At 73.9% G+C, this 24,575-nt stretch carries 16 protein-coding genes; 10 read left to right on the top strand and 6 right to left on the bottom strand.

What is annotated here, in order from left to right; all coding sequences use genetic code 11:
• From BM252_RS13490 to BM252_RS13510, 5 genes are read right to left on the bottom strand one after another with little or no spacing between them, the layout of a single operon-like run.
• Nucleotides 1-726: a phosphocholine cytidylyltransferase family protein gene (locus BM252_RS13490; protein WP_245774242.1), complete on the bottom strand. Its 726-nt coding sequence runs from the start codon at nucleotides 724-726 to the stop codon at nucleotides 1-3.
• Entirely contained in the window at nucleotides 723-3,086 is a 2,364-nt protein-coding gene (locus BM252_RS13495; protein WP_093388167.1) for a PEP-utilizing enzyme, read from the bottom strand. Before BM252_RS13495 ends, BM252_RS13490 begins: the two co-directional genes overlap by 4 nt.
• Nucleotides 3,083-3,886, bottom strand: a complete 804-nt coding sequence (locus BM252_RS13500; RefSeq protein WP_093388169.1) for a class I SAM-dependent methyltransferase — start codon at nucleotides 3,884-3,886, stop codon at nucleotides 3,083-3,085. The genes BM252_RS13495 and BM252_RS13500 overlap by 4 nt, the downstream gene beginning before the upstream one ends.
• Nucleotides 3,883-4,410, bottom strand: coding sequence for an adenylyl-sulfate kinase (locus BM252_RS13505; protein ID WP_093388170.1), 528 nt, complete (start codon nucleotides 4,408-4,410; stop codon nucleotides 3,883-3,885). Before BM252_RS13505 ends, BM252_RS13500 begins: the two co-directional genes overlap by 4 nt.
• Nucleotides 4,407-6,101 (bottom strand): sulfotransferase domain-containing protein, encoded by a 1,695-nt coding sequence (locus BM252_RS13510; protein WP_093388172.1) that lies wholly within the window; start codon nucleotides 6,099-6,101, stop codon nucleotides 4,407-4,409. The genes BM252_RS13505 and BM252_RS13510 overlap by 4 nt, the downstream gene beginning before the upstream one ends.
• A gap of 198 nt (nucleotides 6,102-6,299) precedes the next feature.
• On the opposite strand from BM252_RS13510, the gene cysC reads away from it, so the two are divergent.
• The 10 genes from cysC (at nucleotide 6,300) to BM252_RS13560 (ending at nucleotide 23,376) form a co-directional block, all read left to right on the top strand.
• A complete protein-coding gene (gene cysC, locus BM252_RS13515) occupies nucleotides 6,300-6,968 on the top strand; it encodes an adenylyl-sulfate kinase (protein WP_093388173.1) in 669 nt (222 codons plus the stop codon).
• 1 nt (nucleotide 6,969) lies between these two features.
• Complete coding sequence (locus BM252_RS31985) at nucleotides 6,970-11,601, top strand: glycosyltransferase (RefSeq protein ID WP_093388175.1); 4,632 nt, start codon at nucleotides 6,970-6,972, stop codon at nucleotides 11,599-11,601.
• A 135-nt stretch (nucleotides 11,602-11,736) separates the two neighbouring features.
• Nucleotides 11,737-12,951 (top strand): class I SAM-dependent methyltransferase, encoded by a 1,215-nt coding sequence (locus BM252_RS13525; RefSeq protein ID WP_093388176.1) that lies wholly within the window; start codon nucleotides 11,737-11,739, stop codon nucleotides 12,949-12,951.
• Entirely contained in the window at nucleotides 12,952-13,872 is a 921-nt protein-coding gene (locus tag BM252_RS13530) for an NAD-dependent epimerase/dehydratase family protein (RefSeq protein WP_093388178.1), read from the top strand.
• A gap of 10 nt (nucleotides 13,873-13,882) precedes the next feature.
• Entirely contained in the window at nucleotides 13,883-14,875 is a 993-nt protein-coding gene (locus BM252_RS13535; RefSeq protein WP_093388179.1) for a GHMP family kinase ATP-binding protein, read from the top strand.
• Between the two features lie 48 nt (nucleotides 14,876-14,923).
• On the top strand, nucleotides 14,924-19,498 hold the full coding sequence (locus BM252_RS31015; protein ID WP_174900521.1) for a glycosyltransferase: 4,575 nt from the start codon (nucleotides 14,924-14,926) through the stop codon (nucleotides 19,496-19,498).
• Complete coding sequence (locus tag BM252_RS13545) at nucleotides 19,495-20,973, top strand: sulfotransferase domain-containing protein (RefSeq protein ID WP_093388182.1); 1,479 nt, start codon at nucleotides 19,495-19,497, stop codon at nucleotides 20,971-20,973. The genes BM252_RS31015 and BM252_RS13545 overlap by 4 nt, the downstream gene beginning before the upstream one ends.
• 12 nt (nucleotides 20,974-20,985) lie before the next feature.
• Nucleotides 20,986-21,675, top strand: coding sequence for a D-glycero-alpha-D-manno-heptose-1,7-bisphosphate 7-phosphatase (locus BM252_RS13550; RefSeq protein WP_093388184.1), 690 nt, complete (start codon nucleotides 20,986-20,988; stop codon nucleotides 21,673-21,675).
• 38 nt (nucleotides 21,676-21,713) lie between these two features.
• Nucleotides 21,714-22,652 (top strand): NAD-dependent epimerase/dehydratase family protein, encoded by a 939-nt coding sequence (locus tag BM252_RS13555; protein WP_093388185.1) that lies wholly within the window; start codon nucleotides 21,714-21,716, stop codon nucleotides 22,650-22,652.
• Nucleotides 22,645-23,376 (top strand): sugar phosphate nucleotidyltransferase, encoded by a 732-nt coding sequence (locus BM252_RS13560; RefSeq protein WP_093388187.1) that lies wholly within the window; start codon nucleotides 22,645-22,647, stop codon nucleotides 23,374-23,376. Before BM252_RS13555 ends, BM252_RS13560 begins: the two co-directional genes overlap by 8 nt.
• Here BM252_RS13560 and BM252_RS13565 read toward each other — a convergent pair.
• Nucleotides 23,373-24,575: a glycosyltransferase gene (locus BM252_RS13565; protein ID WP_093388188.1), complete on the bottom strand. Its 1,203-nt coding sequence runs from the start codon at nucleotides 24,573-24,575 to the stop codon at nucleotides 23,373-23,375. The genes BM252_RS13560 and BM252_RS13565 overlap by 4 nt on opposite strands.

Here is a 24,575-nt window from a genome sequence, read left to right on the forward strand (position 1 = left end):
TCAATACAGCGCCAGGTCCCGCGCGGTGTCGACCTCGCCCCATTCGCCGTGGTAGGGCAGCGCGGCGACCGCCACGCGCCGCGCCTCGAGCACGCATTGCAGGGTGGCGGTCATGTGCATGGCGTCGCGTTGCGGCGGCGCCATGCCGCGGCGCAGCCGTTGTATTTCCGCCCAAGCCGGCGGGGTCAGGCGCAGCAGGCCCATGTACTGGCCCTCGATCTGCGCCAGCGTGTCGGGCCGCCGGCCGATCTCCAGCAGGCTGCCGTCGGCGGCCAGGCGGAAGGTCTCGGCGTCGAGCAGCGGGTCGCCGAAGCGGCGGGTCCACAGGGCCAGCCAGTCGGGGTCGTAGGTGATGGCCAGCTCGGCCGGTGTGCGCATCAGCGCCTCGACCGCCGCCGGCGCGTAGAAGATGTCGGCGTAGCTGACCACGCAGGGCTGCGCGCGCAGCCAGGCGTCGGCGCAGGCGAGCGAGGCCACCATGTTGCCGCGCTCCCAGGCGGGGTTGTGGAAGCTGTGCTCGGCGCGTCCGGCCAGCAGTTCGGCCCGGTAGCCGGTGACGATGGCGATGTGTTCGATGCCGGCGGCGCGCAGGGCGCCGATCTGGTGCTCGAGCAGGCTGCGCCCGCGCAGCTGCAGCAGGCATTTCGGGGTGGCGTCGCCCAGCTGGCGCATGCGGCTGCCGCGCCCGGCCGCCAGGATGATGGCGTGCCTGGCCGGCGCCGTCACGCCAGCACCTCGACCACCCGGCCGGCGCAGTCGATGCGCAGCCGCGCGGCGCCGGACCAGCGCCGGTACAGCGCCTCGCCGGCGCCGATCACGGCGGGCAGGCCGAGTTCGCCGGCGCGTATCGCCATGTGCGAGTTGGCGCCGCCCCAGGCGGTGACCAGGCCGGCGATGGGATAGGCGAACAGCCAGTCGAAGCCGGGGTCGGCGTGCGGGATGCAGACGATGGCGCCGGCCAGGCGGCCGCGCTGGCCGCTGTGGGCGACCGGCGCCACCACCCGCCTTTGGGTGATGAAGTTGGGGCTGCTGGCGGGCCATTCGAAGGCCCACACCTGGTCCGGCCGGGTGATCAGCGGCGGCAGCGAGGTGGCCAGCGTCTCGGCGTGGCGGGCGCGGCCCGCGTCGATGCTGTGGCGCAGCAGCCGGGCCGGCTCGGCGGCGGCCACGTGCAACTCGTGGAACACGCCGATGTCGCAATACGCCATGTCCTCGCGCGAATGGCCCAGGTGCGCGCCGTAGTCGCCGATCAGCGCCAGGGCGTCGGAGAGGTTGCGGGTGAAGGCGAACTTGGCCGACTCGCGCAGGGCGATGGCCTGGCGCAGGAAGTCGAACAGCGCCGCCGGCCCGGTGCGCAGGCCGTGCGTCTCGAGCAGGGCGCCGACGTGGCGCAGCTGCGCGCCGCTCGGCGTGAACGGCGCGTCCGGCGCCGGCGGCCGGGGCGGCTGGCGCCAGTCGAAATACAGCTCGGGCGCCTCGTCGTAGCGCGGCGAGAGGATGTTGTAGGTGCCCGGCCGCAGGTGGCCGTAGCGCGCCAGGAAGGCGGCGCGCGGCAGCGCCGCCCGGTCGCGCGCCATTTGGCCGGCCACCGTGCCGGCGCTGGCGTTGAAGGCGTCGTAGTCGGCCGGCGACAGCACGCCGGCGGCCACCAGCGACTGCAGTATCTGTACGGCGATGAAGCCGGCGCGCGCCAGGCCGGCGAAGGGCAGGGTGCCGTAGCGCTTGGCGTCCTCCAGCAGCCAGTAGATCCGTTCCAGCGGATCGGCCGGCGCGGCCAGCAGGGTTCGGCGGCGCAGCTCCAGCGTGTCGATCTTGGCGGCGTCCTGGCGCCAGCAGCCCGGGCCGGGCTGGACGATGCGGTTGGTCAGCCGGCGCAGGCTGTCGGCGATGGCGCCCTGTTCGGCGGCGCCGAAGCCGGCCGCGTCGAGCCGCCGCAGCCGCTGCGGCAGGTCCAGCGTGTAGCAGGAGAAGACGATGTCGAATTCGACCTTGTCGTGCAGCGCCGGCTCGGCCAGCAGTCGGCCGACGTAATGGTCGACCAACCGGCCGGCCAGGGCGTCGTCCAGGTCGGCCGGGATGAAGGAGTTGAAGGACAGGCGCACGTCGATATAGGGCAGGCCGAAGAAGTGCGGCATCAGCGGGAAGCTGCGCAAGTTGCGGTAGCCGTAGTTGTGGCGCTGGTAGGCCCAGATCGCGTCGGTGACCAGGTCGCGGTACAGCGACAGGGCCAGCGGCAGCGGGCGCACGCCGATGATCTCGGCCGGATTCCAGTCCGGCATGACGCCGTAGGCGGTGTTGCCGCCCATTAGGAAGGGGTGGGGCCGCATGCCGCGGCTGACCTTGTCGTGGATGCGCTGCAGCCGCTCGGCCTGCGCCGCCTCCGCCTCGGGCGGCCGGGCCAGCAGCAGCGGACGGGCCTGCAGCAGCCACAGGGTCTCGCCCCGCCCCCGGCCGCCTTCCTGGTCCCGGTCCTGGTCCGCTGCCGTCACGGCGAACTCGCAATCGACCGGCGCGCCGGCGAACAACGCCAGCAACTCCTCGAGCAGGGCCAGCACCGGGGCCAGCGGGCGCGGCGGCGCCAGCGGCGCGCGCGCCGCCTGCTGCCAGGTGCGGCCGCCGGCGCCGGCGGTCACCAGGCTGGTGTCGGCGCCCTCGGTCCAGTTCACCACGCGGTAGGGCGCGCAGGTGTTCGGGTCGTGCGAGAAGGCCACGCCGGAGCGCAGCACGCGCCGCAGCATCGGCTGCACCAGCACCTCGTCGGCGCCGTCGGGCGCGCCGTAGGAGGCGACGACCCGCTCGACGGCCCGGGCCAGGCCGGCCGCGTCGACATCGGCGAGCGAGAGGAAGGCGCCGGCCTGCGAGGCGGCGCCGGCGTCCTCGCGGCGGCAGCTGGAGCGCACGATCCAGGGGCCCCGGCCCAGGCCGGCGGGCACCCGGGCCAGGCAGCCGGCGCGGTCCGCCCGCCAGGCCGCCACGCTGAAACACACCAGCGGCGCGACGCGGGCGCTGCGCAGCCGCCCGCGCAGCAGCGCCAGCGTGGCCGCCTTGCCGGCGTAGGCGCAGGGCGCCGGCGCGGCCCCGCTCATGCGGCCGGCTCGCGGCGCCGGGCCGACCAGGCCCTGGTCAGGTAGCTCGCCTCGATGCGGTCCAGGCCGGCGATGCGGCGCTCGACGAAGGCCAGGAAGGCGGCGAATTTTTCCGCCCCCAGCTGGACGCGCAGGTCGTTGACGGAGCGCCAGGCGCCCAGGTAGCGCTCGGCGCTCATGCTCACCACGTGGCGCCCCTCCAGGTAGACCACGTCGTCGAAATAGGGCGAGGCGCACAGCCTCTCGGTCAGCGTGGCGGTCATGCCGGAACGGCCGGACGAGACGCGTTGCAGGTCCGGCCGCAGCGTCGCCAGCTGGGCCTCGATCTCCAGCAGCAGCGGCTGGAGCTCGATCTGGCGCGGATTCCACAGGGCGGTGAAGCGGCCGCCGGGGCGCAGCAGGCGGTGGCACTCGCGCGTGCCGGCGTCGAAATCGACCCAGTGGAACGACGAGGCCATGGTCAGCCAGTCGCAGCATTGCGGCGGCAGTCCGCTGCGCGCGCCGTCGCCCTTGACCCAGGCGATGGCGGTGCCGGCCGCGTCGGCGCAGTCGGCCATGCCGTGGGCGCGCATGTCGTCGTTCGGCTCGACGGCGGTGGCCGAGCGCACGCCGCGCGCGGCCAGCATGCGGGTCCAGATGCCGGTGCCGGCGCCGACGTCGACCACGTCGAGCCGCGCCGCCGGCCGCTCCAGCAGGCCGAGCAGGGCCGACAGCACCGCCGGGCAGTAGTCGGGCCGGTGCCGCGAGTAGTCGGCGGCCAGCCCGGTGAAGTCGCCCGCTGCGCGCGCGGCGGGCTTCATGGCGCCAGCCTCGCTTCGAGCAGGCGCATCAACTCGTCGGCGCAGGCCGGCGCGTCGCGGCCGGGGGCGAACTCGAGCAGCCAGTCGGCGCCGTCGGGCTCGTCGACCGCCAGGTCGAGTCCGGCCACCTGGCGCATCCGGCCGGCGTCGTAGTCGCGGTAGATGCCCTTCGGGTCGCGCCGGCGCAGCTCGTCGAGCGGCGTCTTCAGGTAGACCTCGACATAGCCCGGCAGGTGGGCGCGGTTCCAGGCGTAGACCTCGCGGAACATGCCGATGGTGGCGATCACCACATGCAGCTCCTGCGCCGCGATCAGGCGGCACAGGCGGGCGTAGCGCAGCGCCAGCTCGAGCCGGCCGGCGCGGCCGTGGTGGGCCGTGCCGGCCGCCGCCGCGCCGAACACCTCGCGCAGCTGGTCGCCGTCCAGCAGCACCAGCGGCAGGCCGCGCGCGCGCATGCGCTGCGCCAGGTGGCCGGCCAGCGTCGACTTGCCCGCGCCCGACAGGCCGGTGATCCAGACGATCATGGCGCGCCCCCCGCGTCGCGCCGCGGCGCGGCCGGCGCCGGCTCCGCTTCGAGCCGCGCGTCGCACAGGAACAGGTGGTCGCCGGCGGCGCCGTCGAAATCGAGCACGCCGCAGTCCTGCATCAGATACAGGCGGCACAGCAGGGCGTCGACGGCGCCGTCGAACTGGAAGCCGATTTCGCAGCGCACCCAGCCGTCGTCGAGCGGCTGCGCGGCGGCGTGCAGCAGCCGCACGCCGGGCGTCGCCGTGCGGCGGTAGGCGCGCGCCTGCGGCAGGTCGAAGCAGGCGCAGCACCAGGCCGGGCCCGCCGTGCACTGCAGCATCAGGTGGTTCAGCGTGCCCGCCCGCGCGGCGACGTTGAAGCTGTGGCGGCCGCGCCCCTGGGGCAGCGGCACCAGTTGGCCGATGATGCGCCGGGCCGCCGTGGCGCTGGTGGCGGCCCGCGTGTGGCGCTCGAACGGCGCCGCGCCGCTGTCGGCGTCGGCGATGGTCGTCGCCAGGCCCTCCATGTGCCAGCCGGGCTGGGCCAGGTGGCGGGCGTCGCGCAGGGCGTTGACGGCGGCGGCCGGCTGGTCGGACGCGGCCCGGGCGGGGCCGGCGCGCAGGTCGGCGGCCATGCGGCGCACCAGCAGGTCGACGTTGTCGACCAGGCGCATGGCGTCGCCCATGTTGCCGCGCACCCGGGCCGGTCCGACCGGCTGGCCGTAGACGGCGCGCCAGCCCGAGCCCAGCCGCAGGTTCAGTACGGCGCCGGTCAGCGGGGCGAGGAAGGCGTTGATGTCGGCGAAGGCGCGGGCCGCGCGCGCCGCCGCCGAGTTCGCCGAGTTCGCCGAGGCCGCCGCGCCCGGCCCGGCGGCCTCGGCGCCTGTGTCCTCGTCTGGCTCGCCGCCGTCCCACACCTCGACATCGGCATGGACGCCGCAGGACTTGGCCAGGCGCACGAAGCCGCGCGGATCGGGATAGTCGGCGGCCGGGCGCGCGCCGCGCGGCGCGGCGCCGGCATAGCCGAGCTTGAGCAGGGTGCTGCGGCAGCGCGCCTCGACCATGGCGATGTCGTCCCGCCATTCCGGCGCCACCACGGTCGGCTGCGGCGTGTAGATGCCGGCCAGTTCGATGACCCGGGCGCGCATTCCGGCCGTCACCTCGAGGCCGAGGAAATCGCACAGGCGGTCGATCTGGCGCGCCGGATCGCGCCGGTAGTCCTCGCGCCGCACCAGCAGCAGGCGCTCTTGCCGCAGCCAGGACTCGGCGTGGTATTGCAGTCCCAGGTAGAGCGGCAGCATCAGGTCGGGATCGAGTTGCGCGATGAAAGTGGCGAAGCCGTCGCCGGCGATGGAGCGCTTGTTGTAGGCCGACACCAGGACGTCCTTGAAGTCGCGCACCACATAGATTTTTTTACAGTTGCGCCACTCCGGGCGCGGCAGCGAATGCGTGCTGATCGCCTCGAGATGGTCGCGGAAGCGGAAGCTGTCCTCGGCCAGCATGGCGGGACAGTATTTTCTGACGAAGCCCTGCGGCTTGCCGCGGTGGCGGTAGCGATGGGTTTGCCGTTCGCCGTCGTAGTCCCAGATGTGCACCCAGTCGTCGAACCGCTCCGTGTAGCTCCATTTGACATGCAAGGCCAGCAGTACGTTGTCCACCCAACTCCTGCCGCAAGGCGTGATGTGCGAGGCGACGACGATTCGGTCCATAGTGCGGTATCCCGGGCATGGTGGGCGCCGCTCGCGGCGCGGCGCAACTGGCCGAGTATGCCATGGATTGCGGCGGATTTATCGGCCTCGTTGTCGTCGCGTTCCGGCCCTGTGGCGAGGCCGTATCGCGGGCTGGAGTTCGGCGCCGCGCTGTGTCATGATGGATCGTATCTATGACGTCAAGCCGGCGGGAGAACCATGGACGATGAACTGGAATCGGGGCCGGCCGCGTCGGCCGAGCGTGGCGCCGCGCGGCTGCGGCGCCACGCCGCCAGCGTCACGCGGGCACGCCGCGCCGAGCTCAACGGGCACCGCAGCGCCATCGTCTGGTTCACCGGCTTGTCCGGCGCCGGCAAGTCGACCCTGGCCCACGCGCTGGAGGAGCGGCTGCACCGGATGGGCTGCCGCACCTTCGTGCTCGACGGCGACAACGTGCGGCACGGCTTGTGCGCCGACCTGGGGTTTTCGGACGCGGCGCGGACCGAGAACATCCGCCGCGCCGGCGAGACCGCCAAGTTGTTCGTCGAGGCCGGCGTCATCGTGCTGACGGCGTTCATTTCGCCGTTCCAGGCCGACCGCCGCCTGGTGCGCGCGCTGGTGGCCGGCGCCGATTTCATCGAGGTGTATTGCCGTTGTCCGCTGGCCGTCTGCGAGCAGCGCGACGTGAAGGGGCTGTACCGCCGCGCCCGCGCCGGCGAGATCGCCCAGTTCACCGGCATCTCCTCGCCCTACGAGGCGCCGACGGCGGCCGAGCTGGTGGTCGACACCGACCGGCACACGCTGGAGGCCTCGGTCGAGCTGCTCTGGGCGGCGCTGCGCGAGCGCGGCCTGCTCGCGGCGGTGTTGCCGCGCCTGGCCGGCGCCTGAGATGGCGCGGCGTTCGCCCTCCGCCGAGCCGAGCGATCCGATCGCCTGCCTGAACGCCTGGATGGCGCGCGGGGACGGCGCCGCCGGGCCGCGCTGGCGGCGCTATTACGAGCCGGTGCCGCAACTGTCGCGCGGCGCGCCGCTGCCCATCCTGGGTATCATGGTGCTAGTGTGGCAGTTGCGCCGCGACGATCTGCAGGCGCTGTACCCGCTCGACAGCGAGGCCGGCCGGCTCGACTTCATCGCCTGGTGCCTGCTTCACGGCCGGCGCGAATACCGCGCCCTCGAGGAGGCCGGCGCGCTGTGGCGGGCGCTGGCGCGGCCGGCCCGCTTCGCCGGGCCGCCGCTGGCGGCGGACGACGCCGGCCACGCGATCTCCTGGAAGATGCTGCTGATGGTGCGCGGCCGGCCCGACCTGGACTTCGACGGCGCCACCGTTGCCGGCCGCGCCGCCCTGCTGCTCTGGGCGCTGTGCCACGCCGGACGCGAGCTCGGCGCGTACTGCGCCGCGCTGGCGCCATGGCAGCTGGCGTTCCTGCAGTCGCCGGGCGCCGCGTCCGGCGGCGCCTGGAGCCGGGTGCAGGAGCTGGTGTATGCGCAGCGCGCCGACGTGCGCGCGGCCTATCCGCTGCCGGCCGGCGCGGCGGCCTACCTGGCCTGGTTCGCCCGCTTCGCCGCCGACGAAACGCCGCTGTCCGCGCCGGCCGCAATGGACGACGAGCCGGGGCCGGGGCCGGGGCCGGCCGCCGCCGCCACGCTGCGCCTGCCGGCCGGCGTGAACGTCGTCGGCCACGCCTACGGCCAGCTGGGCATCGGCGAGGACGCGCGCATGGCGGTGCGGGCGTTGGACAGTGGCGGCATCGCCGTCACCCTGCTCGACGCGCCGCCGGGGCCGCGCATCCCGCGGAACGAGCGCAGCATGGCCGGCCGTGTCGGCACGCGGGCGATCTATGGCAGCAACCTGTTTTGCCTGACGGCGCTGGAGCAGGGCCGCTACGTCGCCGAGCACGGCTGCGCCATCCTCGAGGGGCGCCGCAACATCGGCTACTGGCCCTGGGAGCTGGCCGCCTGGCCCGAGCAGTGGCGGCATTTGTTCGCCCTGGTCGACGAGGTGTGGAGCTCCAGCGAGCACACCTGGCGGGCCGCGCTGGGCGCCAGCCCGGTGCCGGTGCGGCAGCTGCCGATGGCGGTCGAACTGCCGGCGCCCAGCCGGCTCGCGCGCGGCGACTTCGGCCTGCCGCCACGGGCCTGCCTGTTCCTGTTCACCTTCGACCTGAACTCCTCGGCGCGGCGCAAGAATCCGCAGGCCTGCGTGCAGGCCTTCCTGGCGGCGTTCCCGCGCACGGGCCGGGACGCGCTGGACGCCGAGCGGGTCGGCCTGGTGATCAAGGTCCATCCGCCCGCCGCGCCGGAGCCGGAATGGCAGGCCCTCAAGGCGCTGCACGCCAACGACCCGCGCATCCACCTGATCGAGCGGACGCTCGACAAGGGCGACCTGCTGGCGCTGTGCCACAGCTGCGATTGCTTCATCTCGCTGCACCGGGCCGAGGGCTTCGGCCGTGGCATCGCCGAGGCCATGTTGCTCGGCAAGCCGGTGATCGCCACCGGCTACTCCGGCAACCTGGCCTTCACCGACCAGGACAACGCGTTGCTGGTGCCCTACGCGCTGACGCCGCTGCGCGCCGGCGACTATCCGTTCGGCGAGGGGCAGTGCTGGGCCGAGGCGGACGTCGCCGCCGCCGCGCGCCTGATGCGCCAGGTGCTGGCCGAGCCGGCGGCGACGGCGCTGCGGGCGGCGCGCGGCCGCGCCACGGTCGTGCGGCGGCACGGCGCCGGCGTGGTCGGCGCGGCCTACGCCGCCGCGCTGGCGCCGGCCGAACCGGACGCGGCGCGGCTCGGCGGCGCCGCGCCGCGGCTGGACGGACGCGGCCCGGCGCTGCTGATCTGCGACGCGGCGGCGAGCGGGCCGGCCGGCCACTATCTGCACTACACGCTGTGCCTGGCCGGCGCCGGCCGGCGCCTCGGCATGGCGGTGCGCGTGCTGTGCCAGCGCGCGCTGGCCGCCGCGCCGCCGGCGCTCGACGGCGTCGCCTTCCATGCCGCCTACGCGCAAGCCTGGCGCGGCGCCGACCTGCGCCAGCTGCCGCGCTTCGGTCCCGGCCATCCGGTGGCCGACACGCTGGCCGCGCTCGACGCGCTCGGCGCCGGCGCGGCCGACCTGGTCCTGGTGCACACCCTGGGCCTGTTGGAGATGCAGGCGTGGCTGGACTGGCTGGTCGAGCTGGCGCCGGCGCGGCTGCGGGCGCTGCCGGCCTGGCGCTTCGTGCTGCGTTTCGATCCGGCCGCGCTGGAGGGCGGCGCGGCGCCCGGCTGGGGCGCGCTGCGGCGGCGGCTCGGCGCGCGCCAGGCCGAGCTGGCGCAACGGGTGCGCTGGTTCGCCGACACCGAACGCCTGGCGGCGCGCTACACGGCCCTGCTGGGCCTGCCGGTGGCGCTGGCGCCGATTCCCTTCGACCAGCGGCCGTTGCTGGCGGCGCTGCGCCGTGGCGGCGTGCGGCGGCGGCCGGCGGGGCCGGCGACGGCGCTGTACCTGGGCGACGCGCGGCCCGAAAAGGGCATCGAGGCCCTGCCGGCGCTGGCGCGGGCCTTGTGGACGTCGCACCTGCGCAGCGGGCGGCTGCGGCTGGTGGTGCAGGCCAACCTGAACCTGCCCGGCGGCCAGGGCGGCGCCGCCGAGGCGGTGCGCGCGCTGGCCGGCTATCCGGCGCCGATGGTGGAGCTGATCCACGCGCCGATGGCGCCGGTCGACTACTACCGCCGGTTGGCCGAGGCCGACATCGTGCTGCTGCCCTACGACGCCGCCGCCTACCGCGCGCGCAGCTCCGGCATTTGCGTCGAGGCGCTGGCCGCCGGCAAGCCCATCGTGACCACGGCGGGGTCCTGGATGGCCTCGCAGGCCGGGCCGGAGCAGGCCGAGCTGATCGACGGCGCGCACGCGCTGCCGGCCGCGCTGGCGGCCCTGCTGGAGCGCCTGCCCGCAGCGGCGTCGGCGGCGCGGCGCGCGGCGCCGCGTTGGCGCCGCGCCGCCGATCCGCTGCGCTGCCTGCGGCAATTGCTGGCCGAAGCGCCGCCGAGTCCGCCGCCAAGCCTGCCGGCGGCATCGTTCGACCCGCCGCCGGCCGGCCACGGCAGCCTGGCCGCCTTGATCGGCGCCTGCCGGCCGACGGAGCCGCAATGGCGCTGGCCGCCGCCGCGCCTGCCCGAGCTGGCGCCGGGGCAGGCCGACGCGATCGCGCTCGATGGCCGTGTCGACTTGCTCTATGTCGGCTCGGCGCGGCCGGGCGAGGTGGCCGGCCTGCGCGATTTCCTGGACGCCGTCTATTTCCCCCATCTGGCGGCCTTGGGCGTCACGCTGGTGGTGGCCGGCGCCGTGTGCGGGGCGGCGCCCTGGCCGAGCTGCCGCACGCTGCTGCTGGTCGGGACGCTGGCCGATCCGGCGCCGCTGCAGGCCGCCGCCGCGTTCTGCATATTGCCGGCGGCCGGCGCCGACGGCGGCGACGTGCGCGCGCTGGTCGAGGCGCTGCGCCGGATGTGCCACAACTTGCATGACGCTAGTCCGGCGCCGCCGCCGGCATGGACGCCGGCCTGGCTGCTGGCCAACCGGCTGCTGCTCGCTTGGCTGGGCGACGGCTGGCACGCGGCGGTGCCGGCCGACGGACTGGCGCCGACGGCGCTGCCGCAGGCGCAACTGCGCGCCTTGCTGGCGCTGGCCTTGCCGGCCGTGCTGGCCAGCGCGGCCTGCGACGGCATGCCGGCGGCGGCGCGCCGATACTTGTGCGAGGCGCCCGAGCGCGCCGTCGCCACGCTGCTGACCTTGGCCGGCGTCCTGCCGCCGCCGTCGGCGCCGGCACCGCCCGGCGCCGTGCGCGCCACGCTGGTGGCGCACGGCGCCCTCGAGGCGCAACTGCTGGTGCGGCTTTCCCGCCCGCGGCCGCAGGGGCCGGCGCCGCGACTGGCGTTGCGCTGCGCCGGCGCGCCGCTGGCGCCGGCGGCGCTGGCCGCCGACGGTCCGCAGCACGCCAGCTGCCGCTTCGTCCTGCCGCTCGAGCGCGGCTTCCCGTACTTCCAGCTGCTCGACGTGCTGCTCGAGCTGGCGCCGGCGGGCGGCTGGCGTATCGATAGCGTCCTGCTGCACCAGTTCGCCGGCACCGCCCTGCTGGAGCGCCCGGCGCTGCAGCAACTGCAGCCGCAGTTGCACGCGGCCGAGGCCGACGCCGACGGCGGCCGCTTCGCCTGGACGGCGCAGCCCTCGCTGGCATTGGCGCTGCCGTGCTGGCGCGGCGGCGACAGCGTGGTGATGCTGCAGACGGCCGGCCTGGGCCGCCACGCGCCGGCCGACGTGGCGCTGCGCGCCGGCGCCACGCCGTTGGCGCTGCACTGCGCCGACGACGGCCACGGCGCGCTGTTGTCGGCCACCCTGGCGGCCCGGCCGGCCTGGCCGTTCGAGCCCTTGTGGCGGCTCGACGCGCCGCATGTCGAACAGGCGGCGGCGGGCGATGAGCGCCTGATCGGGCTGGCCTTGCGCGGCATCGCGCTGGTCGCGCAGCCCGGATTATTTCCAGCGGGGAATTGAATGCGCGGCGCCTGGAAAAATTTCCATTCGTGCTAGAAAAGCCACAGCGGCGCGCCGTCTTTTCCTGCTATCCTGAGCGCACGAGATGCCGCCCCCGCGGCGTGAACATCGGCCGGAACACCGTGGAGATTGTGGATGATATCTGCTTGCCGCGTATGTGATTCAAACGAGTTGGAACTGGCGATCGACCTGGGGCAGCAACCCTGGTGCAACCACTTCTTAAAGGAAAGCGAGCTCGGCCGCGAGCCGTTTTATCCGCTGCGCGTCGTCTACTGCCACGCCTGTAGTACGGCCCAGCTCGACTACACGGTGCCGAAGGAGGTCATGTTCGGCGACCACACCTACCTGTCGGGCGTGACGCGCTCGCTCAGCGCGCATTTCCGCGGCGTCGCCGAGACCACGCTGGCGGACTATTTCGCCGGCCGCGACGCCGCCTCGATAAGCGTGCTCGACATCGGCTCCAACGACGGCACCCAGCTCAAGCACTTCCAGGCGCTGGGCTGCCGCGTGCTGGGCGTCGAACCGTCCAAGGCGACGGCGGCGCTGGCCAACGCCGCCGGCGTGCCGACACTGCAGCGCTACTTCAACGCCGAGCTGGCGCGCGAGCTCGACCAGCGCTTCCAGATCGTCAACGCGGCCGGCGTCTTCTTCCACCTCGAGGAGCTGCATTCGGCGGCCGACGGCATCGGCCTGGTGCTGGCCGAGGACGGCGTGTTCGTGGTGCAGTTCCTGTACATGAAGAGCATCGCCGACAACCTGGCCTTCGACCAGATCTACCACGAGCACCTGCTGTACTACAACCTGCGCACCATCGAGGTGCTGCTGAACCGGCACGGCATGGCGCTGTTCGACGCCTACCTGTCGCCCATCCACGGCGGCTCGATGATCGCCTCGGTGGCGCACGCCGGCCGCCGCCCGGCCAGCGCGCGCCTCGAACAGCTGCGCCGCGCCGAGGACGACAGCGGCGCCAACGCGCTGGCCACCTACCGCGAGCTGGCGCGGCGCATGGCGCTGATGAAGGAAACCAACCTGGCCTATCTGCGCCGCTGCAAGGACGAGGGCAAGGTGGTGTTCGGCATGGGCGCGCCGGTCAAGGGCAACACCATGCTCAACTACTTCGGCGTCGGCACGCAGTACATCGACGTGCTGGTGGAGAAGAACCCGCTGCGCGACGGCCTGTACTCGCCCGGCATGCACATCCCGGTGGTGATGGAGGACGCGCTGGCGGCGCCGCCCGACGTGTACTACGTGCTGGCGTGGAACTTCAAACGCGAGATCCTGGCCAACAACCAGCACCTGCTGGCGCGCGGCGTGGAGTTCTATTTTCCGGTCAATCCGAAAGAGGCCTAGATGCGCGTATTCGTCACCGGCGCCACCGGTTTCCTGGGCGGCGCCCTGTGCCGCCGGCTCGGCGCCGACGGCCACGAGGTCACCGCCGTCGGCTCGGCGGCCTGCGACCTGCGCCAGGCCGGCGCGCTGGAGCGCTACAGCGACACCGTGTTCGACCGGGTCTACCACCTCGCGGCCTGGACCCAGGCGGGCGATTTCTGCCTGCGCCATCCGGGCGAGCAATGGCTGGTCAACCAGCAGATCAACACCAATGTGCTGGACTGGTGGCGGCGCCGCCAGCCGCAGGCCAAGCTGGTCTGCATGGGCACCAGCTGCGCCTACGCGCCCGGGCTGGCGCTGGCCGAGGAGAACTACCTGGCCGGCGAGCCGATCGCCAGCCTGTTCAGCTACGCCCACACCAAGCGCATGCTCTACGTCGGCCTGCGCGCGCTGGCCGCGCAGTACGGCCTGCGCTACCTGTGCCTGGTGCCGAGCACCCTGTACGGCCCCGGCTACCACACCGACGGCCGGCAGATGCACTTCATCTTCGACCTGATCCGCAAGATCCTGCGCGGCCAGCGCTACGGCGAGCCGGTGCTGCTGTGGGGCGACGGCTGGCAGCGCCGCGAGCTGGTGCTGCTGGACGACTTCGTCGGCCTGATGCTGCAGCTCGAGGGGCGCTGCGACAACCAGCTGGTCAACGTCGGCGCCGGCGAGGAGTTCACGATCCGCCACTTCGCCGGCCTGATCTGCCAGCTGACCGGCTACGATCCGCGGCGCATCGACTACGACACGGCGCGCTACGTCGGCGCGCAATCGAAGTGCCTGGACACCGCCAAGCTGCGCGCGCTGCTGCCGCAGCACCGCATGACGCCGCTGGCCGAGGGCCTGGCGCGCACCGTGCGCTGGGTCGAGCAGCACGCCCTGCATCCGTCCACCTAGGAACGCCGCCATGTTGATCGTCTCGCGCACCCCGCTTCGCGTCAGCTTCTTCGGCGGCGGCACCGACTACCCCGAGTATTTCGAGGAGCACGGCGGCGCCGTGCTGGGGTTGGCCATCGACAAGTACATCTACCTCGCCGCGCTGCGCCTGTCGGGCATCCAGGCCTACAATTTCCGCCTGTCGTATTCGAAGGTCGAGCATCTCGACGAGGTCGGCGCCATCGAGCACCTGGCGGTGCGCGCCGCCTTCCAGCACTACCGGGTCGAGGCGCCGCTGGACATCAGCGTGATGGCCGACATGCCGGCCAACTCCGGCCTGGGCAGCTCGTCGGCGTTCAGCGTCGGCCTGCTGAACCTGATCGCCCACCTGAACAACGAGAACGTGACCAAGCTCGACCTGGCGCTGCGCGCCATCCACCTGGAGCACGACCTGCTGCGCGAGAACGTCGGCGTGCAGGACCAGCTGCACGCCGCCTTCGGCGGCATCAACCGCTTCGACTTCGACGGCAAGCGCTACCGCATCACGCCGATGGCGATGCGCGGCGAATGCCAGCAGCACCTGCTGCGCTCGATGCTGCTGGTGCACACGGGGATCGCGCGCCACGCCTCGGAGGTGGTCGACGAACAGCTCAGGCGCACCCGGGGCGGCGCCATCGACGCCCAGCTGGGCGGCATGATGGGCCTGGTCGAGGAGGCGGCGGCGACCCTGCTGATGGGGCAGCCGGAGACCATGCTGCGCCGGCTCGGCGCCATGCTCGACGAGGGCTGGCGGCTGAAGCGCTCGATCTCGCCCTACGTCAGCACGCCGGCCATCGACGAGCTGTACGCCAAGGCGAAGCGCCTGGGCGCGCTCGGCGGCAAGCTGTGCGGCGCCGGCGGCGGCGGCTTCCTGCTGGTGCTGGTGCCGCCCGAGGAGCGCGCCGCCTTCATCGAGCGCATCGCGCCGGCGCGGGTGATCAGCATCGGCCTCGACACCGAGGGCACCAAGATACTTTACCGCTGAGGGCGGCAACGCGGCGCCCGGCGCCGGCACATGGAAAAGGAGGGCGGGGTGAAGATATTGTTGGCGGTGGAGAACGTCTTTTCGTCGATCGGCGGCGGCCAGCGGGTGTATTCCAATCTGATCCGGGCCCAGCCCGGGATCGATTTCTACTACTTCGCCGGCGGTCCGGCCGAGCCGGCCGGCCGGCCCGCCAACGCCCGCCCGCTGGTCATCGGCGACGCCTACCGGCGCAACGCCGCGCGCTTCGCCGGCGCCGCGCCCGAGGGCAAGACCTACGACCTGTGCTATCTGCTCGACATGGCCGCCGCCGCCTCCTGCCTGTCCTTCGACGTGCTCGACATCCCCGACTACCTGCCGCTCGGCGCCCTGCTCAAGGAGTGCCTGGCGTTCCACCAGGCGCGCGTCGGCAAGGTGGTGCTGGCGCTGCACGGCACGCTGTCGAACGTGCTGGCCGACTGTTGGGACGAGCGGCCGTTCGACCTGCGCGTGCTGATGGAATACGAGGCGCTGCTGTACCGCTACGCCGACCTGCGCTACGGCATCAGCCAGCGCTACCTGGCGGAATGGCAGTCGCGCTGCCGGCTGCCGGCGCTGCTGTTGCAGCCGAGCCTGGCGCTGGCGCCGGCCGGGCCGGCCGCCGCCGACACGCTCGATGCCACCGCCGCCGACGACGCCGCCGATGCCGCCGAAGCCGCGGGCGCGGCGGCGCCGGGCGGGCGGCCGGCGCCGCCCGACCTGTGCTTCGTCGGCCGCCAGGAAAAGTGCAAGGGGCCGGACCTGTTCGTGGAAATCTGCTCCAACCTGCCGCGCCACAGCTACGGCCAGATCCGCCTGGTCGGGCCGACGGTCAACATCAACGGCCACCGCTCGGAGGTGGCGCTGGAGCGGCTGGCCAGGAACCGCTCGCTGACGCTGCACCAGGAGAGCGTGGCGCCGGACCAGATGACGGCCTGGCTGCGCCGCGGACGCAAGGTGGTGCTGCTGCCGTCGCGCCGCGACACCTTCAACCTGGTGGTGTTGGAGGCCCTGCTGAGCGGCTGTCCGGTGGTGCTCAGCAGCGCCTGCGGCGTGTGCGACTACCTGGACCAGGCGTATCCCGGTTTGCCGCACGTGCGGCTCGACCCCGAGCGGCTCAGCGCCAGCCACGACGCCATCGTCGACCTGCTGGAGCACTACGACGAGCGGCGCGCGCAACTGCGCCACTACCTGGCGCGCCATCCGGCCGTCGCGGCGGCCGGCGTCGACATCGCCGCCGTGTACGGCGCCGAGCAGCCCGGCAGCGCCGAGACGGCCGCCAGGCAGGCCGTGGCGAACATCTTCGCGGCCTTCCGGCCGCTGCTGATCGACGGCATCGCCGCCGCCGCCGCCGAGCTGGCGCGCGATTGCGGCGCCCGGCTCGAGGCCTTCGCCAGCGACGGCGCGCCGGCGCACTGGAACGGCGGCTACGCCGCGCAGCAGTTCCGCGCCGCCTGCCGGATCGGCGAGGCGCAGCGCCTGTTCGGCGTCGAGGGCGGCCTCAAGCCGGCGCTCGACGCCGTCGCGGCGGCGCTGCCCTGGCTGGCCGAGCAGGTCCACGGCGGCAACCGCGTCAACCTGTACCGCCTGATGGCCGGCTGGGAGGCGCAGCGCGGCAACGAGCTGCTGTTCGCCACCTACCAGCTGCGCATCTTCCGCCTCAGCGGGCGCTATCCGCCGGCCGAGGTGGCCGAGGTGGCGCGCATCCTGCGCCAGCACGGCCACGCCGAGGAGGCGCGGGCGCTGGCGCTGATCGGCGACGGCGACGCCGGCGCCGTCTGCGCCTACCTGCGGCAGCGCGCCGGCGCCGACTACCGGCCGGCGGCGGTGGAGTTCTGCGCCAGCGTCGACCACCGCGACGCCGCCCTGCCCAAGGTGTCGGTGATCGTCTCGGTCTACAACGGCGCCGACAAGGCCGAACTGTTCATCGCCAACCTGGAGCGCATGAGCGCGCGCAGCAAGGCCATCGCCGAGCTGATTTTCGTCGACAGCAACTCGTCCGACGACACCGCCGGCGTGCTGCCGGCCCGCCTGGCGCTGGCGGCGCGGCGCGGCGTGCGCGCGCTGTACGTGCGCACGCCGGCGCGCGAGACCATACAGGCGGCCTGGAACCGGGGCATCGAGCTGGCGCGCGGCGGCTACCTGGCGTTCCTCGGCCTGGATGAAAAGGTGCGCGGCGACGCCTTCGAGATCCTGGCCGACCATCTCGACCGCCATCCGCAGACCGACTGGGTGCAGGGCAACGCGGTGGTCACCGAGGTCAATCCGCAGGGCTCCTACGTGCGCGACGTGATGCTGTACGAGCGCGCCATCGAGCAGCAGGAGATGCACTATCTCGACTGCGCCTGCATCAGCTACGTCGGCGCGCTGTACCGCAAGTCCATCCACAGCCGCTTCGGCTACTACGACACGCGCTTCCGCGGCGCCGGCGACACCGAGTTCAAGAACCGCGTGCTGCCCTTCATCCAGGTCGCCAGCCTGCCCGAGACGCTGGGCGTCTTCCTCAACTATCCGGAGGCGCGCACCACGCAAAGCCCGATGGCCGAGCTGGAGGACCTGCGCGCCTGGTACCTGTTCCGCACCGAGGGCGGCCTGCGCTACGGGCTCGAGGCGCGGCCGGCGGCGCTGGCCGTGCGCCTTTTCCACAGCGCCATGCATTACCGAAAATGCTATATGGAGGGCTGGTGCAGCGACGTCGAGCTGGCGCTGGCGCTGGGCCGCTACCTGGCGCACAGCCGGCCGGCCGAGTACGCGCGGCTGGAGCAGCTGATGCCGGGGCTGGAGAGCCTGCAACTGGCCTACCGCCGCTTCGACGAGCTGGCCGCGCCCGGCGACCGGCAGGGCCTGGAGCAGCTGTACCTGCAGACGGGGGCGCTGGAGCGGGTCTGGTACTGGCTCGACGCGGCGCGCCGCAGCCACCGCTTCTTCGGCGCCGCCGCCGAGTACTGGATCGTCAACGACAACCGCTGGCACCAGCACCACCCGCTGTGGCCTTCGCTGCCGCAGAGGCATCATCTGGAGCGCGCGGTCGACGGCGCCGAGCTGCTGGCCTGGCGCGACCTGGGCGAGGTGCTGGGCGCCTGCGGCTCGGCGTCGAGCGAGGTCGACGTCGAACAGGCCTGGGCCACCGGCCGCACCGGCCAGCTGTTGCAACTGATGGGGCAGGCCAGCCTCGACGTGATGGTCGCGCTGCCCGAGGCGCTGGCGCGCGACGGCGCCGTGCTGGCCCGCTTCGAGCACCTGGCGCAGGCCGCCGGCGCGACGCTGGTGCTGGCCGGCTTCGACGCCGAGGGGCTGCCACGGCGCGTCGCCGGCGTCTTCGCCAGTGGCGCCATCCGCTCGGCCCGTCCGCTCTACGCGGCGGCCAAGCTGCTGGTCTTCCCCTGGGACGGCGCGCAGGCCGCCGGCGCCGTGGCGGCGCTGCTGCAGGCGCTGGGCCACGGCAAGCCGGTGGTGCTGTCGCGCGCCATGCTGGCCGCGCTGAAACAGCGTTTTCCGGCGCTGCCTTGCGACGAGCTGCCCTGCGCCGCCGACGACGCCGAACTGGCCGCCTGGTGCGCCGAGCTGGCGCGCGACGCCGGCCGGCGCGCCGTGCTGCGCGCCTACGCGATCAGCCTGGCGCGCCGGCTGATCGGCGGCGGCGAGGTGGCGCTGGCCGAGCCGGGGCCGTACGCGCCGCCGGCCGCCCTGGTCGAGTGGCGCGGCGGCGCCGCGGCGGCGGCGGTGGTCCGCGCGCCGGCGCCGCCTGCGCCGTCGGCGCCGCCTGCGCCGTCGGCGCAGCTCGACGCCGTGCGCGACGGCGCCGGCCTGCGGGTCTTGCTGGAATCGGACCTGACCGCGCGCAGCGTCGGCCGGCGCCGCTTCGCCGTCTCGCCCGACAAGCTCGACGCCCTGTTCAAGCAGCTGGCGCCGGCCCAGGCGCGCGGCGAGTTGGGCCAGGCGCAGTGGGCCTTCCTGTTCGAGCCGGTCTGCGCCATGCCGCGCGGCGAGGGGCTGCGCTTCACCCGGGTGATGGCCATGGTGTGGCAGGCGCGCGCCGACCTGCGGCAACTGTATCCCCTGCTCGACGGCGCCAGCCGGCTCGAGTTCGTCACCTGGTGCCTGCTGGCCGGCAGCCGCGAGTATCCGGCCCTGCGGGTCTGCCTGGACGGCGCGGCGGCGGCCGAGCTGGAGCGGCCGCTCGAGGGCCTGGCCGGCGCCGCGGAATGGGACGCGGCGCTGCCGCGCGTGCTGCGGCTGCTGCGGCCCTGGCGGCCCGACCTGGCGCGGCTGTTCGACCTGGGCCAGGCCGCCTCCAGGCGGGACTACCTGTACTGGTATCTGCAGTGCGGCCGGGCGGAACTGCAGCTGAGCCAATTCGAGCTGCCGGACGGCCTGCGCGGCCTGCTCGAGCGCGCGCTGCCGCTGCGCGACGGCGACGGCGGCGCGCACAGCATCAGCGGGATGATGCAACTGGAGCACCAGGCGCGCGCCGACCTGCGCCAGGCCTTCGACCTGGCCACGGCCGGCGGCATCGAGGCCTACACCGCCTGGCACCGGCAGCACGGCGTGCGCCCGCTGTGGCGGCGGGACGGCGCCGGGGCCGCGGCCGGGATGCTGCGCGCATGAGCCGGCGCGACGAGGGATTCGTCCGCCGGGTCAGCCGCTCCGGCCTGCCGCTGTTCCAGCAGGACGACGACAGCCCGGTGATTTGGCCCAGGGTGCGGCCGGGCCGGCCGCCGGCGCTGGTGGTCAGCCTGCCGCGCAGCGGCACCCACCTGGGCAGCGAGCTGCTGCAGGGGCTGGGGCTGGTGTTCGGCGGCCTGCACCTGTCGCCCGAGCTCGAGCCCGACATCGTGCAGGACCGGCGCAGCTACGTGATGGCGGCCGACGGCCGGCTGGAGTGGCAACAGTTCCAGCTGCCGCTGGAGGACCTGTTCGCCATGGTCGGGCCGGGCCAGGTGGTGCAGGGGCACGTGCCGTTCAGCCCGGCGATCGCCGCCGCGCTGGCCGGCTTCCGCATCGTCTACATGGAAAGAAGCCTGCGCGACGTGGCGGTCTCCTCGATGCGCTTCGTCGCCGGCCTGCGCGCCGCCGGCCTGGCCTATCCGGACCACTACGACATGGCCTGGTGCGACATGGCGGACGGCCCGGCGCGGATGCTCGCCTATCTGCGCGGCTTCGGCGGCGGCCTGCGCGGCATGCTGCGGCAGATCCAGCCCTGGCGCGCGCAGCCGAACAGCTTCGTGCTCGATTTCGACCTGTTGACCGGCGCCGAGCCGGCGGCGGCGGTGGCGCAGCTGCGCGCCCTGGCCGACTTTCTCGGCGCGCCGGTGGGCGCCGAACGGGCCGAGCGGATACTCCGGGCGGCGCTGGGCCGCCTGACCCACAGTTGGAGCGGCCGCCTGAGCCGCTGGCAGGAGCTGTGGGACAGGGAGGTGGAACAGGCCTTCGCCTATTTCGTGCTCGACGAGAACGCCTATTTCGGCATGCCGGACCGCCTGCCGACGCCGACGCCGGCGGCCGGCCGGCCGCTGGCCCTGCTGGCGCTGCCGGGCGAGAGCGGCGTGCGGCGGCGCGCGCTGGCGCCGGACGGCGCCCGGCCGCCGCCGGCCGCGCGGCTCGACCCGGCGCGCTGCGTCGGCGAGGGGCTGCGCTTGGAGGCGGGCGCCGGCGGGCTGCTGCTGAGCGCGCTCGACCACTACGCCGACCACCAGCACGCCAGCCTGCCGGCGGCCATGGCGGCCGGCCCGGTGACCTTCCATTTCGAGCTGCCGCCGGGCCAGCACAACAGCCGCCATCTGGTGGCGCAGGTGGGCGGCGCGGCCGGCTACTTCAGCAGCTACATCGACAGCTTCGGCGTCGGCGTGACGGCGATCGAGTCGGGCGGCGACTGCGCCGCCATCGCCACCCGCGTCGAGCAGCGCGCCGACGGCGCGCTGGCGGTCGCCGTGGCCGGCCGCGTCGCCGGCGGCGCCGACTGCTATGTGCGGATCTACCTGTGCGGCGCGGACGGCCGGCTCGACCGCCCCGCCCAGGCCCGCCTGACGGTGGCCGGCCTGGCGCTCGAGCCGGGCTGGCCGGCCTTCCTGCCGGCCGACTGAGGGGACGGCCGCGTGCGCCCGCCAATCCCGTCGGCCCCGGCCGCCGCCGCGCCGCTTCGGCCGCGCGCCGACGGCATCTGGTTCGAGCTGTTCGGCGCCGCGCCGCGCGCCGGCCGGCCGGCCCTGTTCGTCGACCGCGACGGCGTGCTGGTCGAGGACTGCCACTACCTGCGGCGCGCCGAGGACGTGGCGCTGCTGGACGGCGCGGCGGCGGCGCTGGCCGAGGCCAACCGGCTCGACATGCCGGTCATCGTGGTCACCAACCAGGCCGGCGTCGGCCGCGGCTACTACGACTGGCCGGCCTTCGCGGCGGTCAACCGGCGCATGCTGGACGGGCTGGCGGCCGGCGGCGCGCGGGTCGACGCGGTGGTGGCCTGCCCGTTCCACGCCGACGGCGTCGGCCGCTACCGCCAGGCCGGGCACCCGATGCGCAAGCCGCGCCCGGGCATGCTGCTGCTGGCCGGGCGGGCGCTGGCGGTCGACTTCGCCGCCTCGCTGGTGGTCGGCGACCAGCTGTCGGACCTGCGGGCCGGCCAGGCCGCCGGCCTGCGCCGGGGCGTCCACGTGTTGAGCGGGCACGGCGCGCAGGGCAGGGCGGCGGCGGCGCGTTTCGCCAGCGCCGCCTTCGCGGTCGAACTGGTCGGCGGCATCGGCGACGCCGCCGTGCTGAGGGCCTTGCAACAACAGGGCGGCGCCGGGTGAGGGCCGCGATCCATCGCAGCGATCTTAGGGGGAACGACATGGGGCAGCATATTCTGGTCACCGGCGGCGCCGGCTATCTCGGTTCCATCATGGTGCCGGCCTTGTTGGAGGCCGGCCACCAGGTGACCGTGCTCGACAACTTCATGTACCGGCAGAACACGCTGGCGCAGTGCTGCATCGAGCCGCGCTTCAACGTGGTGCGCGGCGACATCCGCAACAGCGCCGTGCTCAAGCCGCTGCTGGCCCGGGCCGACATCGTGATCCCGCTGGCGGCGCTGGTCGGCGCGCCGCTGTGCGCCCAGGACCCGGTGGGCGCGAGCAGCGTCAACCACGACGCCATCAAGATGATGCTGGGCCTGCTCGGCCGCCAGCAGCACATCCTGATGCCGACCACCAACAGCGCCTACGGCAGCGGCGACCAGGACCACTACTGCGACGAGGAGTCGCCGCTGCGGCCGATCTCCCAGTACGCCATCGACAAGGTGGCGGTCGAGCGGCACCTGATGGAGCACCCGAACGCCATCAGCTTCCGCCTGGCGACGGTGTTCGGCATGGCGCCGCGCATGCGCTGCGACCTGCTGGTCAACGACTTCGCCTACCGCGCCGTCAACGACCGCTTCGTGGTGCTGTTCGAAAGCCATTTCAAGCGCAACTACCTGCATGTGCGCGATGTCGCCCGGGTCTTCCTGCACGGCATCGCCGAGCACGCGCGGATGCGCGGCCAGATCTACAACGTCGGCCTGGCCGACGCCAACGTCTCCAAGCGCGAGCTGTGCGAGATCATCCAGCGCCATGTGCCCGACTTCGTCTTCCTCGAGGCCGGCGTCGGCCGCGACCCGGACCAGCGCAACTACATCGTCTCGAACGCCAAGCTGGAGGGCACCGGCTTTTGCACCGCCTACCCGCTCGACGCCGGCATCGAGGAGCTGGTCAAGGGCTACCAGATGGTGCGCAACAACGCCTACAGCAATGTCTGACGGCGCGCTCGACGCCGTGGTCCTGTGCGGCGGCCGGGGCACGCGCCTGGCCGGGCTGCTGCCGCAGCTGCCCAAGCCGCTGGCGCCGGTGCTGGGGCGGCCCTTCCTCGACTATGTGCTCGAGCAGCTGCGCGCCAGCGGCGCGGTGGGCCGCGTGGTGCTGGCCACCGGCCACCTGGCCGAGGCGGTGGAGCGCCACTACGGCGCGGCCTACCGCGGCCTGCCGCTGCGCTACAGCCGCGAGCGCGAGGCGCTGGGCACCGGCGGCGCGCTGCTGCTGGCCATGCGCGAGACGGCGCCGGGCGCCCCCTTCCTGCTGCTGAACGGCGACTCCTTCGTCGACGTCGACCTGGCCGCGCTGCGGGCGCTGCACCGGCGCGCGTCGAGCGGGCTGACGCTGGCGCTGGCCGAGGTCGACGACGCCGCCCGCTACGGCACGGTGCGGGTGGCGCGGCAGCGGGTGCTGGCCTTTGTCGAGAAGAGCGGCCTGGCGCGGCCGGGCGTGATCAACGCCGGCGTCTACCTGGTCGAGCCGGCCGCGCTGGCGCCGTGGGCCGGCGCGGCGCCGCCGCTGTCGCTGGAGACGCAGATCATGCCGGCGCTGGTGGCGGCCGGCCGGGTCCACGCGCTGCACGGCGCCAGGCGCTTCATCGACATCGGCGTGCCGGACAGCTACGCCGGCGCCGCCGGATTCTTCGCGGCGGCGCCGGCGCCGCCGCGTTAGAGCCGCGCCAGCAGTTTGCTCTGCGCCCGCAGGCAGCGCGCCAGGTCGAGCTCGGGCGGCGCGGCGACGTCGGCGCGGCGCGGCGCGGCGCCGGCCAGCCGCTCGGCCAGCGCCTCGGCGAAGCGGTCCTGGGCGTGGTAGGGCAGCGTCGCCACGCCGAGCCGGTCGGCGAACTCGCGCACCGGCGGCGTGTCGGACGCCACCACCGGCAGGCCGCTGATGGCCGCCTCGAGGAAGGACCAGGACAGCACGAACGGCGTGGTCCAATAGGCGTGCACGCGGCTGATGCTGAGCAAGCGCAGGTAGTGTTGGTAGGACACCTGGCCGAGGAAGTGGACGCGGCTCAGGTCGAGACTGCCCTCCAGTTCGGCCAGCATGTGCTGCTTCCAGCTGCGCCCGTCGGGCGCCGCCTGGCCGTAGCCGGCCTCGTCGCCGCCGAGCAGCACGGCGCGCGCCCGCGGCCGGCGCCGCAGCAGTTCCGCCAGGGCGCGCATGAAGACCGGGTAGCCGCGCGCCGGCTCCAGGTTGCGCGCCACGTAGCTGAGCACCTCGTCGCCCGGCCGCAGCCGGACCCGGCCGGCCGCCGTGTCGAGCTCCAGCCGCGCCGCCGGATCGAAGCGCAGGCGGGCGGCGTCGATGCCGTCGTGGATGACGCTGATCTTGTCGCGGGCCCAGGCCGGATAGGTGTTGCGCTGCCAGTGGGTCGGCGACAGCGCCGCGTCGGCCAGCTCCATGCTCAGCAGATTGGTGCTGTTCTTCAGGCGCAGCCGGCAGCGCTGCTGGAAGGTCAGCGGCGGTTGCTGCGGATCGAAGCCGACGTCCTGGCCCTCCAGCGCGTAGTAGTACTCGCAATACAGCACCAGCCGGGCCCGCGGGAACACGTCCTTGATGAACAGCGCCTCGCCCCAGCCCGGATGGGCGACGACCAGGTCGGGCGTGAAGCCGTCGCGCTTGAGCTGCAGCGCGGCGGCGGCGCAGGCCTCGGCGCGCAGGACGTGGGCCTCCTGCTCGTGCAGCAGCGGGTGGCCGGCGGGGGCGGCGGCGCGCAGCAGGCCGTAGCGGCGCAGCTCGACGCCGGCCGGCGCCGCCTGCCCTTGCAGCGCCAGCGCCACCACGCGATGGCGCTTGCGGCCGGCCAGATGGGCCGACAGGTGCAGGAACTGGCCGGGGAAGTTCTGGTGGATGAACAGGATGTTCAT

This window comes from Rugamonas rubra (assembly GCF_900114705.1).
Taxonomy (GTDB): domain Bacteria; phylum Pseudomonadota; class Gammaproteobacteria; order Burkholderiales; family Burkholderiaceae_D; genus Rugamonas; species Rugamonas rubra.

Excerpts from the sequence above, each read along its gene's own strand:
- BM252_RS13495 (WP_093388167.1), bottom strand. The coding sequence starts at position 3,086 with ATGAGCGGGGCCGCGCCGGCGCCCTGCGCCTACGCCGGCAAGGCGGCC.
- BM252_RS13500 (WP_093388169.1), bottom strand. The coding sequence starts at position 3,886 with ATGAAGCCCGCCGCGCGCGCAGCGGGCGACTTCACCGGGCTGGCCGCC.
- BM252_RS13505 (WP_093388170.1), bottom strand. The coding sequence starts at position 4,410 with ATGATCGTCTGGATCACCGGCCTGTCGGGCGCGGGCAAGTCGACGCTG.
- BM252_RS13510 (WP_093388172.1), bottom strand. The coding sequence starts at position 6,101 with ATGGACCGAATCGTCGTCGCCTCGCACATCACGCCTTGCGGCAGGAGT.
- cysC (WP_093388173.1), top strand. The coding sequence starts at position 6,300 with ATGGACGATGAACTGGAATCGGGGCCGGCCGCGTCGGCCGAGCGTGGC.
- BM252_RS31985 (WP_093388175.1), top strand. The coding sequence starts at position 6,970 with ATGGCGCGGCGTTCGCCCTCCGCCGAGCCGAGCGATCCGATCGCCTGC.
- BM252_RS13525 (WP_093388176.1), top strand. The coding sequence starts at position 11,737 with ATGATATCTGCTTGCCGCGTATGTGATTCAAACGAGTTGGAACTGGCG.
- BM252_RS13530 (WP_093388178.1), top strand. The coding sequence starts at position 12,952 with ATGCGCGTATTCGTCACCGGCGCCACCGGTTTCCTGGGCGGCGCCCTG.
- BM252_RS13535 (WP_093388179.1), top strand. The coding sequence starts at position 13,883 with ATGTTGATCGTCTCGCGCACCCCGCTTCGCGTCAGCTTCTTCGGCGGC.
- BM252_RS13545 (WP_093388182.1), top strand. The coding sequence starts at position 19,495 with ATGAGCCGGCGCGACGAGGGATTCGTCCGCCGGGTCAGCCGCTCCGGC.
- BM252_RS13555 (WP_093388185.1), top strand. The coding sequence starts at position 21,714 with ATGGGGCAGCATATTCTGGTCACCGGCGGCGCCGGCTATCTCGGTTCC.
- BM252_RS13560 (WP_093388187.1), top strand. The coding sequence starts at position 22,645 with ATGTCTGACGGCGCGCTCGACGCCGTGGTCCTGTGCGGCGGCCGGGGC.
- BM252_RS13565 (WP_093388188.1), bottom strand. The coding sequence starts at position 24,575 with ATGAACATCCTGTTCATCCACCAGAACTTCCCCGGCCAGTTCCTGCAC.